Genomic DNA, 17,197 nt, shown 5'->3' with positions numbered 1-17,197 from the left:
GGCCGTGCGGGCCGGTCCGTGGACCGGCCCGCACGGGTGGTGGTGGTGTGGTGCGGTGTGCTCAGCTTGCCTTCTTGAGGGTGAAGTTGCCGGTGGTCGTCGCCCCCTTCACGATCTTCACCGTGGTGGTGGTGGGCTGGTAGCCGTCCTTGGCGACGATGATGGTGAGCGGGTTGTTGCGGACGTCGAGCCAGAGGGCGTAGCTGCCGTCCTTGCCGGTCTTGAGGGTGTAGCTGGACGCCCAGCTGTCGATCTGGACGGTGGCGCCGGCGAGCGGTGCGGTGCCGCCCTTGCCGTCGGAGCCGAGGACCGTACCCGCGTACTTGCCCCAGGTCTTCGGCGGGTTGACGTGCATGGTGACCGGAACCGCGGGGACCGGGTAGGGCGTGTCGCTGCCCACGGCCACCTTCGCGGTGTACGCGCCGGGCTGGGTGACCTCGGCGACCGAGGCGTCCAGGCTGACCACCACGGTGGTGCTGGCCCCGGGTGCGAGGGTGGCCTGCTGCGTCCCCAGGGACAGCCAGGTCACATCCGAGCCGCTGCCGGACTGGTCGTAGCCGGGCAGCACCTCGACGGTGGCGACCGGCGGGGTCAGGGTGCCGCCGGGGTTGCCGCCGACGCTGTAGAAGCCGGGGGCGCCGCCGCCGCGGTAGACCGCGGTGTTGGCGTTGGGCAGCGAGGCCCAGGTACCGGCCACCGGGTCGAAGGCGAAGCCCTGGTTGGTGATGGCGCTGCTGTCGTCGACGACTCCGCCGCTGGTGAGCAGCAGGCCGTTGGCGGCGGTGGAGGCCGCTGCCCAGACGTCGGTCGGCAGGTCGGCGATCGGTGACCAGCTGTCGGAGGAGGGGTCGTAGGCGTAGCCGTGCTTCACGGAGCCGGCATCGGTGGTGCCGCCGGCGCAGTAGAGCACGCCGTTGATGCCGCCGCAGGCGCTCCAGGCGATGGCCTCCGGGTACGAGGCGATCGGTGACCAGCTGTCGGACGAGGCGTCATAGACGTAGGCGTCCCGGGAGCCGCAGGCGGAGGAGGTGCAGCCGCCCACGACGTACAGCTTGCCGTTCAGGACCGCACTGCCCGAACCCGCATAGGGCTTGGGGGAGGAGGCGCCGGTGGTCCAGCTGTTGGACGACGGGTCGTAGATCTCCAGTTTGGCGTCGGGGTCGCCGCTCGCACCCCAGCCGCCGACGGCGTAGAGCTTGCCGTTGATGAATCCCTTGGCCGGTGCCTCGCGGGTGTCGGCCGCGGGGGCCAGCTGGGACCAGGAGCCCGAGTCGGGGTCGTAGGCGTACAGGTTGGAGGTGTCGTCGCTGCCGGTGTAGCCGAAGGCGGAGTAGAGCTTGCCCCCGTCCGCGGCGACCGCGCTGTCCTGGAGGGTCACCGGCAGGTCCGCCACCGGCTGCCAGGCATCGCCGGCGGCTGCCGTCGCGGCCTTGACGGTGGTGTTGGGCTTGGCGGTCGCGGCCTGCTCCGCTGCGGACAGCGGCGAGTAGTGGCCCTTGACCAGCTGGAGCGGTGCGCCCTGGGCGGCCTGCATCTGGAAGCCGCCGGACTGCTCGCCGAGGGTGAAGGTGGCGGGTGCCCCGCCGGTGTTCTTCACCGTCAGCTTCTGGGTGGTGTTGGCGCCCCAGGCCAGCGTCTTGTCCACGGCCGCCGGCGTGAAGGTGAGCTGACCGGCCTTGAGGGTGTAGTCGGCCTGGGTGGTGCTGTCCGCCGCCACCCGCACGGTCTTGGCGCCGGAGGTGTACTTGCTCTTCTCCGCTGTGAAGGGGTGCTTTCCGACGGTGTCGGAGAACATCCAGTAGAAGCCGTCGCCGAGCTCCGGGTCGTCCGGGGTGGCGGCGGTCACTGCCGACTGCGCGGGGGTGTCGGTGTTGGTGACGGTGGCTCCGACGATGCCGTCGCCGGTGTTGGCGTCGGTCACGGTGCCCGCGACCAGGCCGCCGGTCACCGGGACGTACGCCCGGTTGCCGACGAAGACGTCGTCCAGTTCCCACCAGTAGCCGAAGGACGCCGTGAAGTGGAACCGCAGCTGGACGGCCGGGTCGCCGGCGTACGCGGTGAGCGGGATCTCGACGTGGGACGGGCCGGTGAGGGTGGTGGTGCGGGTCCACAGGCTGGTCCAGGTGGCGCCGCCGTCGGTGGTGATGTCCACGCCGGCGCTCTGGTTGCTGTAGCTGCGGTAGTCGGTGTCGAAGCCGATCTGCGGTGAGGCGTAGCCGCTGAGGTCGTAGACCGGGCTGAGCAGCGAGGTGTCCTGGTGCTTGCCCGAACCGATGTGGTCACTGTCGACCATGGCGAAGGTCCCGCTGCCGCCGGTGCGGTTGCCGCGCTTGCCGGCGTCGGAGAACTCCCAGCCGCCGACGGTGCCGTCGGCGTTGGCCACGCTCCAGCCGTCCGGCGGGGCGGTCGCGGAGTCGAACGGCTCGGTGGGGCCGGTGCGCTGCACCTTGTAGCCCGCGGCGGTGGCCGCGTCGGCGTCGACCGGGACGGCGATGTTCACGGTCTGGGCCGAGCTGCCGACGGTGATGTCCTTGCTTGCCGCCTGGTAGCCGGGGTACCGCGCGGCAACCTTCAGCGTGTAGCTCTGGTCCACGGGGAGCTGGAGCTCGTAGGTGCCGGTGTAGGGGTCGGTGAAGACCGGTCCGCCGGGCACGCCGTCGACCGTGATCGCCGCGTAGAGCGGCCAGCCGTGGCCGGAGCCGTCGGTGACCTTGCCGGTGACGGTCTGGCGGGCCACCGCGTCCAGCGTGAAGCTCTCGGTGACCGTTGCGCCGTCGGCGACGGCGACACCGGCCGTCGTCGTGCTCCGGTAGCCGTAGGCGGAGGCGGTGATGTCATACGTGCCTGGCGGCAGGGTGAGGGCATAGTGGCCGTCGGCGTCCGTGGTGGCCTGGGCATCGCCCGCGGTGACGGAGGCTCCGGAGAGCGGGGCGCCGGCGGTGTCGGTGACGGTGCCGCTGATCTCACCGTGCGGGCCGCTGCGGAAGGCCGCCAGGCCGTTGGGGGTGCCCAGACCGGTCGGGCCGTCGTAGCCGGCCCCGGCGGTGCACAGATACCCGGGCGAGCACGAGCCGTTGGAGCCGCTGGTCACATCGTTGAGGGCGGAGGGGGTGAGATACGGGTAGGCGTTGGGGTAGCTGCCCGCCGCGGGGGAGCCCGCGGCCGCGTAGACACCGGCGATGATCGGGGAGGAGGCGCTGGTGCCGCCGTAGACCGACCAGCCGCTGCCGCCGTAGGTCTGGTAGACCGAGACGCCCGTCATGGGGTCGGCCACCGCGGAGACGTCCGCGACCGAGCGCATGTCACAGCCGGTGTCGGTCTGGAAGGCCGGCTTGGGCTCATAGACCGAGCAGCCGGACCCGGGGCCGCCGTAGCTGTTGTGCCACACCGACTCCGACCAGCCGCGGGCGCTGGTGGAGTCCTTGGCCAGCGCGGTGCCGCCGACGGCGGTCACATACTGCGACGCGGCCGGGTAGGAGACGCCGTAGTCGTCGTCGCCGGAGGAGGCGACCATCGCGACGCCCGGGTGGTTGTAGTGCGCGTCGAGGTCGGTGACCTCGGAGGGGTCCTCACCGCTGCCGGGTGTGCTGCTGTACCCGCTGCCGTAGGAGTTGGAGACGTACTGGGCACCCAGCGCGACGGCCTGGTCGACGGCTGCGCCCATGTCGTCGAAGCTCGCGCTGTCGGCCTCGACCAGCAGGATGTGAGCGGCGGGTGCGGCGGCGGAGACCATGTCGAGGTCGAGGGAGATCTCTCCGGACCAGTCGGGGTCGGCATCGGGGTAGTCGGTGCCGCCGCGCTGGTCGACCTTGCGGAAGCAGCCGTTGGCGGTGGTGCACTCCGGGAGACCGTACTGGGTGCGGTAGACGGCCAGGTCGGCCTCCGCGGTCGGGTCGTCAAAGGCGTCGACGATGGCGACGGTCCGCCCCGCGCCACCACCTCCGGGCAGGTTGTAGGCGCCTGCAGGTCGGAGGCGCCCCACCCGCTGGGCGTCGCCGCGGCCGGCTGGACGCCGTCGGCACCGCTGACATCGGTGCGGCGCAGCGCGAAGCACGCCACGTCACCGGGCTTGGGGGCGCTGCACAGCTGCTCGACGGAGGGTTTGACGGTCTGTGGTGCTGCGCTGGACGACTGCGCGTCAGCGGTCGCGGCGAGGGGCAGCCCCCCGCCCACGACCGCGATGACGGCGGAGGCAACGACGGCCAGGCGTGCGGGGGTTCGCCCCACGCCCGGTCTGAACAGCCTCAACGTTCGCAATGTGTGACTCCTCTGCATGTAGCGCTGGAGTCGACCCCTTGCGCGGCTCTCTGGTCGACAGCGAACGCATCGGTTCGCCGTCTACCTTTTTCACAGATCAACTACTGCGACAGCAAGGAATATCCATGGCACATGCATGTCATGACGTGAATACGCCAAGCCCTGACCTGGCCGCCGGCGGGACGGTTCATGGAAAACCCACAGGTCAAGAGCGCTCCTGTGAGGTCCGGCCGAGCGCCGGGGCAACAGGGACGTGTACCACCCCATGTTTGCTGCTACTTGACGACATGACTGCGTCCGGTCGGACCCCATACTTACTCTTTCCGGACGCGCCGCCTCGGGGCGGCTCGGCGGGGCCCGGCGACGCGGACCGGGCGGGGGCTTGCAGGAACGACGCGGCAGGCCCGGCGGGGCATCCCGTCCCCGCGGGCCGATGCAGACGTGCGCGGGGCCGCAGACACCCGATAAAGGTGCTGACGAACAATCAGGCACCCGGCTGTGCAGGGCCGTTCCATCGGCTGGCAGGATGCCCGCATGTCCAACACTCCACCGATGACGTACGAGCTCGTGGCAGCGCACCTCCAGGAGATCGGAATGGTGTCGCCGGAGAAGGCGCAGGCCGTCCTCGAGGAATTCGCCGACTGGGCGCACGACGAGCTGAAGCCCTATGACGTCGCCTGCGCACTTGGCAGCTTCGGCCTGGCGGTTCTCGTCCACGCCGACGACATCGACTATCTGGAGCCGGGCTACGCATGGCTCCTGGAGCAGGCGTCCGCGGTCGCCGGGGGAGCGGTCACGGTCACCGGCGTCCGGCTGCACGAGGGCGAGTTCTCGGGCGGCTCCCGTGACGACACCTTGGAGTTCCAGCGCAACGGCCGTCCCGTGTCCATCCTGGCCGAGCACTTCTCGGACGAGTACTACGACCACCTGGCAGCCTGCGAGGCCATCGCCATGCTCGCACCCGACGACGACCCCCGCTCCTTCCGCCTCGTCGACTTCGAACGCGAGCGGCACGGCGTCTACGACAGCATCATGGTCCTGACCACACCCGAGCAGGCGCAGGCCCTCGAGCGGCACTTCGGCCTGACCATCCGCTGAGCCTCCCCCCTTCGCCGGCTGTCGCCGGGCGCCGGCCGGCAGCCGATGCGCCCATCAGCCGGCCGACATCGGCCGCTCCCACTCAGGCTTCGGCGGACGGGAGCGCATACAGGCGCGGCAGGTTGACCACGATGGCTTCCTGGGTGCTGCGGGCGATCACCACCACGGCTTCGTCGTCCGGGTCCGGGTTCTCCTCGCGGTGCGGCACGAACGGGGGCACGAAGACGTAGTCGCCCGGCGAGGTGCGCAGCCGGACCTCCACGGCCTCACCGCCGGAGTCGTCCAGGAAGACGAACTCGGGGTGGCCGCTCACCACATAGATGGCGGTCTCGGACTCGCCGTGGTGGTGGTCGGAGGACGACGTCGACGGGGCGACATGGGTCTGGCCCATCCACAGCCGCTCGGCGCCGACGGTCCGCCCGCTGACGGCGGCGAGCCGCCGCATGCCGCCGGACTGCGCGGTGTCCTCGTCCAGGGCATCGGCACGCACATGGTGCAGCCGGGTGCGCAGTGGGGTGGCAGGGGCGTCCGAGTGGTCGGCGAGGTGCGGGTGGAAGCCCTCGCCAGGTTGCGTCTGCGGCTCGCTCATGAGGGGACGCTAAGGCGGTCCCAAAACGGATGTCAAGGCGACCCTCGACTCGTCCACCTGCGGAAATGAGACGGCAGTGGAAGGGCGGGCCGCTCGGGGCCCGGCCGTGGACAGCGGCCCGCGCAGCCGTCACCGGGGCAGGGTCACGGCCGGCCCTCTGCCGGGGCGCCCGGGAGCCGGGCTGCCCGAAAGGGGGAGCGTCCGGGCAGGGCGGGGGGTCCGGACCGGCGCAGGCTGCATCCGGGAGGCCGTCGCACAGGGCACCCGGAAAATCGGATTGCGGTCCGTGGGACTGCCGGTACTCTGATCCGGTTCCTGCTGTGCGGGCCTGTTCGGCCTGTGTGTGACGAGGGTGAGGAGGTGCGTCCTGATGGCTGCCGCCACGATGCGGCGCGCTTCCGCATGCGCGCCAGACGCCATGACTCGTTACCTGCCTGCCGGCTGACGAAGCGTTCGCGGACGCTGCACTCCGGTGGGCCCACCACAGGAGATCACCGCAGTGCGTGACCGCTTTGCCGACAGTGAGTCGTTCGCCCGTATCCGGCCCAAGGGCCGCAGCCGGCGGACCCGCCACGACGACGAGGCCGCCTTCGAGGAGGCCTTCGCCGAGCATGCCGCCCACTTCCGGCCGCCAGTGGCCGAACAGGGCGCGGACCCCCAGCAGGCCGCCGACGAATCCGACTGGGGCGAGGACTCCCGCGACGCCTCCGCGCACCTTGCCGAAGAGCCCCTGGAAGGGGACCGCTGGTCCACCTGGGACCGGTCGACCCCCACGGAGAAGGGACCTGAGCCCCGTCCCCGCTGGGTGGTGACCGAACTGGCCGCCGTCGACAGCGAACTGGGCATCCTCAAGACGGGCAAGGAGGCCGACGTCCATCTGCTGGAGCGCGGCGTCCCCGGAACCGACCGCCGCACCCTGATGGCCGCCAAGCGCTATCGCGACGCCCAGCACCGGATGTTCCACCGCGACTCCGGGTACCTGGAGGGCCGCGCCCACAAGGAGTCCCGGGTCAGCCGCGCCATGGCCAAGCGCACCGCCTTCGGCAAGGAGGCCATCGCCGGCCAGTGGGCCGCCGCGGAGTTCGCGGCCCTGGCGCGGCTGTGGTCCGCAGGCGTGGCCGTGCCCTACCCCGTGCAGATCCTCGGTACCGAGATCCTCATGGAGTTCGTCGGCGACACCTCGGGGGCCGCCGCGCCGCGCCTCGCCCAACTGCGCAGCGAGGAAGCGGACGTGGACGACCTGTGGGAGCAGCTGGGGCGCAGCCTGTCGCTGCTCGCCCGTGCCGGTTATGCGCACGGCGACCTGTCCGCCTACAACATCCTGGTCCACGAGGGTCGCCTGGTCATCATCGACGTCCCGCAGATCGTTGACGTCATCGCCAACCCGCGGGGCCGCTCCTTCCTGGAGCGCGACGTCCGCAACGTCGGAGCCTGGTTCGTCTCCCGGGGCCTGGACGCACGACACGTCGAGGAGCTCACCCGGAGTCTGGCCGCCGACGCCGGATTCGACTGACGGTCAGGGAAGCCTGCGGCGCCCTGGACCGGTCGTGGACCAGGGCGCCCGGCGGCCCCGGCGCCGAGCACCGCGGCAGCCGCGGGCCGGGGCCCGGCTCCGGCCGGCGGCGTCAACGACGAAGATGTCGATCTGCCCGTCGTAGATCGTCCCGGAGCGGCGGGTGAACGGGCGGAAGCCCTGGGCTGAGGCGGCTGGTTCGTATGGGGCGCAATGGGAAACGTGATGCAGGTGAAATCTACCTATTTAGGCGACAACCCGACCAAAGGCCTGCAATGCCGGATGTCCGACCCCATGGTTGATCACGTCAGCGCTACCTCGGCTGGCGCACCACCACATGAGGGGACACTCATGAACGCACGCCGCATCATCTCCGTCGCTGCAGCAGCCGCCTTCGCGGCCGGCCTCGCCGCCGGTCCGGCCCAGGCCGCAACCACCGTCCACCACCACCGAGCCGTCGCGCACCACTGGGCCGGTGCCCGCATCGGTGCCGTGCAGTACAACAGCCCCGGCCGCGACACCGGCAGCAACCGCTCGCTGAACGGGGAGTGGGTCGACATCGTCAACGACTCCCGACACGCGGTGAACCTGGCGGGCTGGACCCTCACGGACGCGAACCACCACCTCTACCGGTTCGGTCGCGTCTGGCTGGACGCACACCAGTCACTGCGGGTCCACACCGGACGCGGCACCGACACCCGCCGTGACGTCTACCAGGACCGGCGTTGGTACGAGTGGAACAACAACGGTGACGTGGCGACGCTTCGCAACCGTCACGGACACGTCGTGTACCAGGTGACGTGGGGCTGGGGACAGCGCCGCTGACCTGAGCAGTGCCGCTGCCCCGGACCGTGCACCGTACGGTCCGGGGCAGCGGCGCATCCGCGGCATCGACGGCTCCCGGCGGCGGGTGGCCGGGGGGCCTCGGCGTGGACCGGCTCGCGGCCCTCTCCGACCCCACGCCCGGGCAGCGCGGCAACGGCCCACCCGTGATGGGGCGCCGTATCTCAGGCAAGGGCATCGAGCCGGTTCGACAGGAACCCAGCCGTCGCGCGGACCCCGATCCCGATCGCACGCTCGTCCGCTGCGAAGTCCGGGGAGTGCGGGACCCCGTGGACGCCCGCTGCAGGCTCGGCCACACCCAGGTGGACCATCGCCCCGGGTACTTGATCGAGGAAGAGCCCGAAGTCATCGCCGTTGAACGGATACGCCGGGTGCACCACCGTGACCGCGTTCACGCGCGAGGTGCCGCAGATATGCGGCTGCCGCGGCGCTGAGCTCCGGCGAGCACACCATGGAGGGAAACGGCTGCTCGGTGAACTCCGCCCGCGCATGGGGGAGCGCATCCACAGAGCGCCGCACCTCGTCAGGGATCTCGGCATAGCGGCCGTCGGGCCACGCACGCAGCCAGTGACGTTTTCTCAGCGGTGATCACTTCCAGATTCCGTTGAGGACGAGGGCGGCGCGGGCGATGTCGCCGATCCGGCTGGGGCTGATGGTGACGTGCTGCAGGGTGCGCCAGCGCTGCTTGAGCTCGGCTGCGGCGCGTTCGCCGAGGGCTCGGATGGCTCTGATCAGGCTGTTCGTGGTTCGCGTGTCGGTGTGCAGAGCTTGCTCGGACTGGCCCTTCGGGCGCCGGACCGGGATGAGGATGCCGATGCCGGCGCCAATGTAGCCCTTGTCGGCCAGGGTGGGCAGGCCATCGGCGGCCGCTTTGTACAGCGCCGGGAGGGCGTGGATGCGTGCGGCGGTGATGTCGGGGGTGGAGCCGGGCTCGACGTCGGAGACCCACAGCGGGGTGCCGTCGGGGGCGGCCAGGAACTGCACGTTGCCGCCGAATGCCTTGTGCTTCTGGCTGAACCACAGGTCGTTGCCGTTGTCGCGGACGCCGGCGAGGCGGTCCGATTCGATGAGCGTGCCGTCGAGGATCACGTGGGTCATGCCCTGGCGTCGGCTGCGGTCCAGGACCTCGTGCAGGTCGGGGGCCTGGTCGGCGAGGACGTCGATGCCTTCGTGCAGGTAGCGGTAGCCGGTGGCCTGGGAGACGCCGGCGTCGCGGGCCAGGCAGTGCACGCAGCCGCGCTCGCGGAACCAGCGCAGGATCAGCACAGCTTGGCGGAACGTGCCGAGCGCGCGGCTGCCGCGCGGGGTACCGATCTGCCGCCGGTGCGCGGCCAACAGGCGCGAGAGGTAGTCCACGACGTGGCGCGGGACGTCGAGCGTGGCAACATAGGTGACCAACGTGAAGCCTCTGGTGGTTGCGGACATGATCTTGTGGTGAGACCTGTCCTACCAGGGGCTTTACGTCTGTCCGCAGCCGGGCCCAGCTCGCCCGGCCTGTTCACACATGCGGTAGTTCACGCCGCTACGCGTAGATCATTTCGCTGAGAAAACGTCAGTGCGCACGTCCGCGCCGTCATCGTGCGCACTCACATGGGACTCGGCGAAGGCAAAGCGCGCCAGCGGACCGTCCGGGATCTGCATATCGTCCAGGAGCTGCTGAAGCTGTCCGGGCGTCTGCGGGCGCCCGATGTCGTCAAGAAGGGCACCACCTCCGCAGGCGTGCAACGCCGGTACTCCGACACCGCCGGCCGCACCGAGAACTGCCGGATCGAGGTCTTCGCGGCCTGCGCCTCCGCCCGCGGCCGTGCTCTGGTGGATCGCGAGCTCCACCTTCCCAAGTCCTGGATCGAAGACCGGGACCGCTGCCGCACGGCGAAGATCCCCGACGAGCGGGACTTTCGCACCAAAGGCCCACTCGCCAAGAACCTGGTGCTGCGCGCGCTCGCCTCCCCTCTGCCCATCACCTGGGTCACCGCCGACTCGGCCTACGGACAGGAAGAACCCCGGGTGGGCGGTCAGCCGGTCACTGACCGCCTACGACCACTGACCGTGCTCGGAAAGACTCGTCTAGCGGCGGCGAAACGATACGGTGCCGTGCTGGTCGCGCATGTGCGGGGGGACCAGAAAGCGTGGACGGTTGAACCAGATGATGGTGAGCATCAGGGCGATGCTCAACAGAACGCTCACGATGAGGGCGGCCAGCACGACACCCTCCCACACCGGTGCGGAGTGCTTGCCCGACGGGATCGCCAGTTCGGCGACCCCCAACGTGCCCAGGAGGTAGCAGAAGGCTGCCTGGACACCGAAGGCTCTTTCCACCCCGGCCTTGTAGCCGTCCGTGACGGGCATCAGGCGCAATCGGTGGGCAAAGGAGAAGCCTTCCCGCCAGCTCCGCCGGGCGAACCGGAGGAAAACGGTCCCCACCAGTGCCAACAACGCAATACCGAGGAGATCAACGATATTCATCGCCGCCTTACCCGTGGAAGAGGCCCAACACCTAGTCGATATACTAGGAGGTTCCCACAACCCGCCTTCCGCCGCCCCCCAGCATGTTCAACGCCCTGCTGCGGCAAGGGCGGGCCCTCGGCGAGCGGCCCGCCGCCGAGCTCAAGCAGCGGTGGCGCACCCTGCAGCACATCACGCTCAGCCCCAGCCGGGTCGGGGACATCGCCCGCGCCGCCCTCGTCCTCAACGGAATCTGGAAATGATCACCGCTGAGAAACCGCTGATCAGCCACGGGCCACCAGCCAGCGCCGCGTCAGGCTGTGGCGGCGGAGGTGACGCCTCCGCCCCACCGTCAGAAGTCGATACGCATGACCACTCGTCGCGGGGTCGGCTGGTGCACCTCGGTGAAACCCGCGTCGGCGAAGACGCCGACGCTGCCGACGTGGAGTTCGCCCCAGGTGATCTCCACCCCTGGACGCGTGATCATCGCATAGGCCTCCAGAGCATGGGCGCCCCGGTCACGGGCGAACGGGACTGTGGCGCGCGCCAGTGCGTAGGTGAGGCCCCGGCCACGGAACTTCTTGCGGATCAGGAAGCAGGTCACCGCCCAGACACTGTCGTCCGCCCGGTCTTCCTGCCGACCCGTCCACGGGACCCGGGCGCGCAGCAGGCGGGGGTAGGCGGTGCGTGGCTCGACCGCGCACCAGCCGGCCGGCTCGCCGTTCACGTAGGCCACCAGGCCGCTGGTCTCCTTCGCCCCGGCGCTGTCGCATCCGGTCTGCTCACGCATTCGCTCCGCGCGGTCCCCGCTGGGGATGGACATCCAGTCGGACTCGCGGACCTTGAAACGCTGGCACAGGCAGTCCGCGGTCTGCCGGGTCTCGCCGAAGACGGCCTCCAGGTCCTCCCATGACGCCTGATCAGCAGGGAGGATGGTCAGCTGAGCCTCTTCGATCGGGATGCTGCCGACCGCGCCCGGGTGGTGCGGAGTCATCGTGGCGGGTCCTCCCCGACGAGCCCGTCCACCGACTCGCGGATCATATCGGCGTGCCCGACGTGTCGGGCGTACTCCTCGACCAGGTCGATCAGCAGACGCCGCAGGCTCGGGGTCTCGCCCCGGGAGTTGGTGTACGCCGCCGGCTGTCCCAGCCCTGCCCGGGACAGCGCCTGCCGAATGCCGGCCCGGGAGCGGGCCACGGCGTTCTGCCACAGCTCCAGAAGTTCCTCGGGGGTGTCGTCGGCGGCCGTGCGCCACTCCCAGTCGGGGTCGGAGTCCCAGTCCACACCGGACCACGGTTCCGCCGCCGGGCGTCCCAGGAGCTTCTGGGACACCATGTCGTCCTCGACCAGCGCCAGATGCTTGAGCAGCCCGCCCAGTGTGACCTGCGAGGCGCCGACCGTCGTCCGCAGCCCAGCCGCGTCCAGCCCGGAGCATTTCCAGGCCAGCGTCCGGCGCTGGCGCTCCAGCGCGCCCAGCAGGGTCTCGACCTCGTCGCCCGCGACCGGGGGTTCCTGAAGAACCGGCTCGTCCGTCTCCGTCATGACCGGCAGACTACGGAATATTCCGGACGGTCTACGTCCGGAACTTCGAAGAAACAGCGAGGATTTCACCGATGAGGCAGGACGGGAGCCCGGCCGCACGGGCACTGCTGCTCCTCGAGATGGTTCAGGGCAGCCCGGGGATCACCGCGGAGCAGCTGGCCGAGCGGCTCGGCGTCTCCGAGCGGGCGGCCCGCCGCTACGTCGGGATCCTTCGGGAGGCCGGGGTGCCGATCGGCTCCACCCGGGGCCCCTACGGCGGCTACCGACTCGGGCGGGGCTACCGGATCCCGCCGCTGATGTTCACCACCGCCGAGGCACTGGGGCTGGTGATGGCCGTCCTGGAGGGCCGGTACAACGCCGCGGACCCCGCCGACCCGGACGGCAGCGCGCTGGGGAAGATCATGCGGGTCCTTCCCGAGTCGGTAGCCGGGCCCGCGGAGACGGTCCGTGGCGTCAGCGTTCCCCACCCGGCGGGGGAGACCCCTCGGCCGGACCCGCAGACGGCGGCGGTCCTGGTCCAGTCGTGTGCCGTGCGGCGGCGGATCCGGTTGGAGTACCGGCGGCGTCCGGGGCAGGGGTGGGTGTGGGAAGTCGATCCCTGGGCCGTCGTGGTGCGCGACTCCCACTGGTACCTGCTGTGTTGGTCCCATGCCAAGGACGCACGGCGGCTCCTGCGGGTGGACCGGGTCGCTGCCGTCGACGTCCTCGACACGTCCTTCACGCCCCCGGAAGGGCTCGACCCGGTCACGGCGGTCGACGAGCACCTGTCCCACGGATGGCGCTACCAGGTCGAGGTCGTCGTCGAGGCCCCCGCGGAGGCGGTCGTCGGGTGGATCCCGCGCAGCCTCGGGCGCTGCGAGGCGATCGCCCCCGGTCGCACCCGACTGCTCGCCACCACCGACACACCGGACTGGTACGCCCGGCAACTCACGGCGATCGAGGCGCCGTTCCGCATCGTCGCTCCGCGTGAACTGCAGGTCGCAGCCGAGGAGCTCGGGCGCCGTCTGCTGCGTTCGGCTGCCGGGAGCCCGGAGACCCGGGGGGCGAGGACGGCGGCGGCAGCCACCCCGCACCCGGGCCGGGGATGGAGGGGTGAGCCTTGCGGGCACCGGGTGGCGACCGGCCCGGAGGCAGAGCACGGTCCGGAGCCGGCCTGAGGGCCGTCCTGTCGACCCGCGCGGGCCCGGTCAGCGGTCGCGTCCGCGTGATCCTCACGTTCGGGCCGTGAGACCTGGGTACTCAGCCTGCCTGGGGAATCGTCGTCGGGTCATACCGGAGAGCCTGGACGCCCATGGCGTGCGCGAGGGATCTGATGTGGCGTCGGGCCAGCAGGAGGGGGATCGCACCGAAGAGACCGAAGGAGATGTCGATCGGCAGCCACCAGAGCGGCAGGTGGCGAAGGGGTCCGCAGATCAGAGCGAGTGGCACGATGCCGGCGCAGGCGATCAGACCGAAGTCCAGCACCCAGATGTTGCGGACGGGGTCGCGCAGCGGACCGATGAATGCGATGGCGATGGTCAGGTGCGCGAAGGCGAGCCAGTCGGTTCCGTAGGCCAGGAACGGGTAGCTGCGGGACGTGGCCTGGATGCCCTCGTGCACGTGCTGCACCCATGCGACGGCCGACGGCATATGCCTGGCCGGCCCGGCCAGCGGTGATCCGGGGTCAGTGGCCCACCACACCAGCCAGCCCGACTCGGTCACCAGCGGAAAGGCTGTGAGGCCTGCGAGGACCAGGCCCACCATGAACAGCACGATCCATGCCCGCGCGCGGCGCAGCCGCTCCCCTTGAGTCATGGGCGTCATCATGGCCGAAGTTTTGAACATGTTCAACTCTAAGGTGGGGGTGCTGCGGGCCTCCTGGGACGGCGCTGGTGCCGCCCGCGCCTGGACCTGCACGGGCGTCGGCCAGGTCTGCGTGTGCCGAAGTGCCGTTGCTGCGAAGCGGATCCAGGTGCAGCCGGTGCGACCATGCGGTGCCGGCAGCCGGGGTGGTCGTGGTCAGTGGCCGCCGGAGGGACGGTCGCAGCCGGGGTGGTCGGGATAGCCGTCGAAGGTGTTCGCATGGGTGGAGGCGCGGTCCATCGTTCCCTCCACACACATCCGGGAGGCGTCGATCAGGAAGCCGACCCCAGTGGGACCGCTCTGGTACACCTTCACCGCACCGGCGGTGTAGCCAAGGGCGGTGAGCGCGCTGTGCGTGCTCTCCGGGGCGAAGTCGCCTCGCCTGCGCAGCGGTTCGAGCGCCTGCTGGATGCGCTTGACGGCTACCAGCCCGTCGCAGCGGAGCTGGCCGTGCAGTGGGAAGGGGACCATGAAGCCGTGGTTCTCGACGTAGTGGTCGGTGGGCGGTGTGGTCGGAACGGGAGTGTCAGGGGTCGGCTTCGGCGCTGCTGAGGGGCTTTCGCCGGGGCAGGGGAAGTCCGTTGGCGCACTCTGCTTCGATATCCCGGTCGGCGTCGGATGCGAACGGTGATACGCATCGGCGACATCCCCTGCCCGCTGCGTCCCGCACCCCGTCGCCACCATGGCCAGCACCGCGAACGGCAGCATCCCGAACCGGACCCGCGTCATCCTGATCATTGTCATGCCCCGATCTTCCCTGTGAATCGCGGCTGAGTCATGAGTCCTCCTACTCATCCGGCGGTTCCGGTTGGGCCTCCTGGGGAGGGCAGTTGACGCCCGCGCGGCCAACGGCCTCGCGGGGTGAGCGGCGAGTCGCAAGCACCAGTCCTCCCCGGCTCGGCCACGCCGGGGTGACGCCGCCTCGCCGACTGCGCAGACCCGATATTCGACATCGAATTCGACTCGAAGAACCGCCGAAGGGGCAGGCGGATTGCCGTCGAATTCCGTCGAATGCAGTCGAACATCTCGGTGGGCGCCCTGAAAGTCCCTATTGTGAGCGCCCGGGTTTATGGGGCGCTGTCGAATCGCTTGCATTGTCGGTTCGCTCCTGCCAGCATCACGCCGGAGAAGTTGTGGATCACGCTTCCACGGCCGACCGCAGAGCGTTCGGCCCTCTTCCCTCAGCAGCTGATAATGACGAGGAGCGCCATGGCCGGATCACGCGGCACCACACGAAGGATGCGTTGGGGGGTCGGCCTGCTGACGAGTGGCATAGCCATGCTGCTTGTCGCGCTGAGTGTGCTGACGGCAGGCAACGCCCAGGCGGCGGCCTCGACCTCACGGCCCGTCACCACATCCGCAGGCGCGCCCTCCGGCAGTGCGATGGCGAGGGTCGCCGCGATGCAGCCCGGGTGGAACCTCGGCAACTCGCTCGACGCCATCGGCAGCGACGAGACCGCGTGGGGCAACCCGCTCATTACCAAGAAACTCTTCGACAACCTCAAGGCGCAGGGTTTCCGGAGCATCCGCATCCCCGTCTCCTGGGGCCAGCACGAAGGGGCGGCGCCCGACTACACCATTGACCCGGTATTCCTGAGCCGCGTCCAGGAAGTGGTCGGCTGGGCCCTCGCGGACGGCCTCTATGTCGTGGTGAACATCCACCATGACTCCTGGCAGTGGGTCGCGAACATGCCGACCGACCACGACGCCGTACTCGCCCACTACAACGCCACCTGGACGCAGTTGGCCGGCGCATTCCGTGACTTCTCGCCCAAGCTGCTCTTCGAGAGCCTCAACGAGCCGCAGTTCACCGGCAGCTCCGGCGACGCCGAGAACGCGGCGCTGCTGAACGAGCTGAACACCTCCTTCCACACCATCGTGCGGCAGTCCGGCGGCAACAACGCCACCCGCCTGCTCGTCCTGCCGACCCTGCACACCTCGGCCGACCAGCCTCGGGTGGACGAACTGGTCAGCACCTTCACCGCCCTCGGCGATCCCAACCTCGTGGCGACGGTGCACTACTACGGCTACTGGCCGTTCAGCGTGAACATCGCAGGCGGGACGACCTTCGACGCCACCACCCAGAAGGACCTGACCGACTCGTTCGACCGCGTCTACAACGCCTTTGTGGCCCAGGGCATCCCGGTGATCCTCGGCGAGTACGGCCTGCTGGGTTTCGACCAGAGCACCGGAGCCATCGAACAGGGCGAGAAGCTGAAGTTCTTCGAGTTCCTCGGGTACTACGCCCGCACCAAGAAGATCACCACCATGCTGTGGGACAACGGCCAGCACTTCGGACGGACCAGCTTCCAGTGGAGCGATCCGGAGCTGTCCGCCCAGCTGAAGTCCAGCTGGACGACACGGTCGGGAACGGCCTCCTCCGACCAGGTGTTCAGTGCCCGGGCGGCGGCCATCACCGACAAGACGCTCACCCTGAACCTCAACGGCACCCGGTTCCTCGGTCTGCGCCAGGGCAACACCGACCTCAAGTGCGGCCGTGACTACACCGTCCAGGGCGACCAGCTCACCCTCACCGCCTCGCTGCTCACCCGGCTGAGCGGAACCCGGGCCTACGGCACCGACGCGGTGCTGTACGCACGGTTCTCGCAGGGCGTCCCCTGGCGGATCAACCTGAACACCCATGACACCCCGGTCCTGCAGAACGCCACGGGGACGACCGGTTCCTTCGCCATCCCGACCGACTTCCGCGGCGACCAGCTCGCCACGATGGAAGCCACCTACGCCGACGGCACCTACGCCGGGCCGCAGAACTGGACGTCCTACAAGCAGTTCGCCGCCGCCTTCGCGCCCGACTACACCAACCACGTCACCACCCTCACCTCCGACTTCTTCGCCGAGGTCAACGATGGCGCCCGGGTGACGCTCACCTTCCACTACTGGAGCGGGGCCACGGTGACCTACTACGTGTCCAGGTCCGGGACGTCGGTCACCGGCACCACATCCTGACGGGGACCGCCGAGCGGTCGGCGGGGCGGGTCCGCCCATGAGCTGCCCGGTCGGCTCCGGGCGCCCCCGCCCCGGCCACCGCCACCGCCGAGGGTGAGACG

At 70.1% G+C, this 17,197-nt stretch carries 15 protein-coding genes and 1 pseudogene; 7 read left to right on the top strand and 9 right to left on the bottom strand.

Features of this window, described 5'->3' with window-relative positions; all coding sequences use genetic code 11:
* Positions 1–61: 61 nt before the first annotated feature.
* Positions 62–3,982, bottom strand: a complete 3,921-nt coding sequence (locus AB0761_RS01305; RefSeq protein ID WP_377266958.1) for a carboxypeptidase regulatory-like domain-containing protein — start codon at positions 3,980–3,982, stop codon at positions 62–64.
* A gap of 827 nt (positions 3,983–4,809) precedes the next feature.
* Here AB0761_RS01305 and AB0761_RS01300 point away from each other — a divergent pair.
* Positions 4,810–5,355, top strand: a complete 546-nt coding sequence (locus AB0761_RS01300) for a hypothetical protein (protein WP_377266957.1) — start codon at positions 4,810–4,812, stop codon at positions 5,353–5,355.
* Positions 5,356–5,437: 82 nt separating this feature from the next.
* Here AB0761_RS01300 and AB0761_RS01295 read toward each other — a convergent pair whose 3' ends face one another.
* Entirely contained in the window at positions 5,438–5,944 is a 507-nt protein-coding gene (locus tag AB0761_RS01295) for a cupin domain-containing protein (RefSeq protein ID WP_377266956.1), read from the bottom strand.
* 499 nt (positions 5,945–6,443) lie between these two features.
* Between AB0761_RS01295 and AB0761_RS01290 the strand changes: the two genes are divergently transcribed.
* Both AB0761_RS01290 and AB0761_RS01285 read left to right on the top strand, forming a co-directional pair.
* Entirely contained in the window at positions 6,444–7,457 is a 1,014-nt protein-coding gene (locus tag AB0761_RS01290; protein WP_377266955.1) for a serine protein kinase RIO, read from the top strand.
* Between the two features lie 351 nt (positions 7,458–7,808).
* Positions 7,809–8,282 (top strand): lamin tail domain-containing protein, encoded by a 474-nt coding sequence (locus AB0761_RS01285; RefSeq protein WP_377266954.1) that lies wholly within the window; start codon positions 7,809–7,811, stop codon positions 8,280–8,282.
* A 182-nt stretch (positions 8,283–8,464) separates the two neighbouring features.
* Here AB0761_RS01285 and AB0761_RS01280 read toward each other — a convergent pair whose 3' ends face one another.
* Both AB0761_RS01280 and AB0761_RS01275 read right to left on the bottom strand, forming a co-directional pair.
* Positions 8,465–8,695 (bottom strand): hypothetical protein, encoded by a 231-nt coding sequence (locus tag AB0761_RS01280; protein ID WP_377266953.1) that lies wholly within the window; start codon positions 8,693–8,695, stop codon positions 8,465–8,467.
* Positions 8,696–8,888: 193 nt separating this feature from the next.
* Positions 8,889–9,698, bottom strand: coding sequence for a transposase family protein (locus AB0761_RS01275; RefSeq protein WP_377273905.1), 810 nt, complete (start codon positions 9,696–9,698; stop codon positions 8,889–8,891).
* Between the two features lie 192 nt (positions 9,699–9,890).
* On the opposite strand from AB0761_RS01275, the pseudogene AB0761_RS01270 reads away from it, so the two are divergent.
* Positions 9,891–10,241 (top strand): annotated as a pseudogene (locus AB0761_RS01270) (transposase); the annotation flags it as partial.
* A gap of 126 nt (positions 10,242–10,367) precedes the next feature.
* On the opposite strand, the gene AB0761_RS01265 reads toward AB0761_RS01270, so the two are convergent.
* A complete protein-coding gene (locus AB0761_RS01265; RefSeq protein WP_377274546.1) occupies positions 10,368–10,766 on the bottom strand; it encodes a hypothetical protein in 399 nt (132 codons plus the stop codon).
* An 83-nt stretch (positions 10,767–10,849) separates the two neighbouring features.
* Here AB0761_RS01265 and AB0761_RS01260 point away from each other — a divergent pair, with 83 nt between their 5' ends.
* Positions 10,850–11,008 carry a hypothetical protein gene (locus AB0761_RS01260; RefSeq protein WP_377274544.1) on the top strand — a complete coding sequence of 53 codons (159 nt, stop codon included), beginning with the start codon at positions 10,850–10,852 and terminating at the stop codon, positions 11,006–11,008.
* A gap of 89 nt (positions 11,009–11,097) precedes the next feature.
* On the opposite strand, the gene AB0761_RS01255 is transcribed toward AB0761_RS01260, so the two are convergent.
* Positions 11,098–11,739: a GNAT family N-acetyltransferase gene (locus AB0761_RS01255; protein ID WP_377266952.1), complete on the bottom strand. Its 642-nt coding sequence runs from the start codon at positions 11,737–11,739 to the stop codon at positions 11,098–11,100.
* Positions 11,736–12,287: a DinB family protein gene (locus AB0761_RS01250; RefSeq protein WP_377266951.1), complete on the bottom strand. Its 552-nt coding sequence runs from the start codon at positions 12,285–12,287 to the stop codon at positions 11,736–11,738. Before AB0761_RS01250 ends, AB0761_RS01255 begins: the two co-directional genes overlap by 4 nt.
* A 71-nt stretch (positions 12,288–12,358) precedes the next feature.
* On the opposite strand from AB0761_RS01250, the gene AB0761_RS01245 reads away from it, so the two are divergent.
* Entirely contained in the window at positions 12,359–13,444 is a 1,086-nt protein-coding gene (locus AB0761_RS01245; protein WP_377266950.1) for a helix-turn-helix transcriptional regulator, read from the top strand.
* Between the two features lie 82 nt (positions 13,445–13,526).
* Here AB0761_RS01245 and AB0761_RS01240 read toward each other — a convergent pair whose 3' ends face one another.
* On the bottom strand, positions 13,527–14,081 hold the full coding sequence (locus AB0761_RS01240) for a hypothetical protein (protein ID WP_377266949.1): 555 nt from the start codon (positions 14,079–14,081) through the stop codon (positions 13,527–13,529).
* A gap of 204 nt (positions 14,082–14,285) precedes the next feature.
* Positions 14,286–14,858 (bottom strand): hypothetical protein, encoded by a 573-nt coding sequence (locus AB0761_RS01235; protein ID WP_377266948.1) that lies wholly within the window; start codon positions 14,856–14,858, stop codon positions 14,286–14,288.
* Between the two features lie 480 nt (positions 14,859–15,338).
* On the opposite strand from AB0761_RS01235, the gene AB0761_RS01230 reads away from it, so the two are divergent.
* Complete coding sequence (locus tag AB0761_RS01230) at positions 15,339–17,096, top strand: cellulase family glycosylhydrolase (RefSeq protein ID WP_377266947.1); 1,758 nt, start codon at positions 15,339–15,341, stop codon at positions 17,094–17,096.
* The last annotated feature ends 101 nt before the right edge of the window (positions 17,097–17,197 follow it).

Source organism: Peterkaempfera podocarpi (genome assembly GCF_042466665.1).
Lineage (GTDB): Bacteria > Actinomycetota > Actinomycetes > Streptomycetales > Streptomycetaceae > Peterkaempfera > Peterkaempfera podocarpi.
The sequence above is the reverse complement of the archived record's forward strand: the minus strand, read 5'-3'. Positions and strand labels throughout refer to the sequence as shown.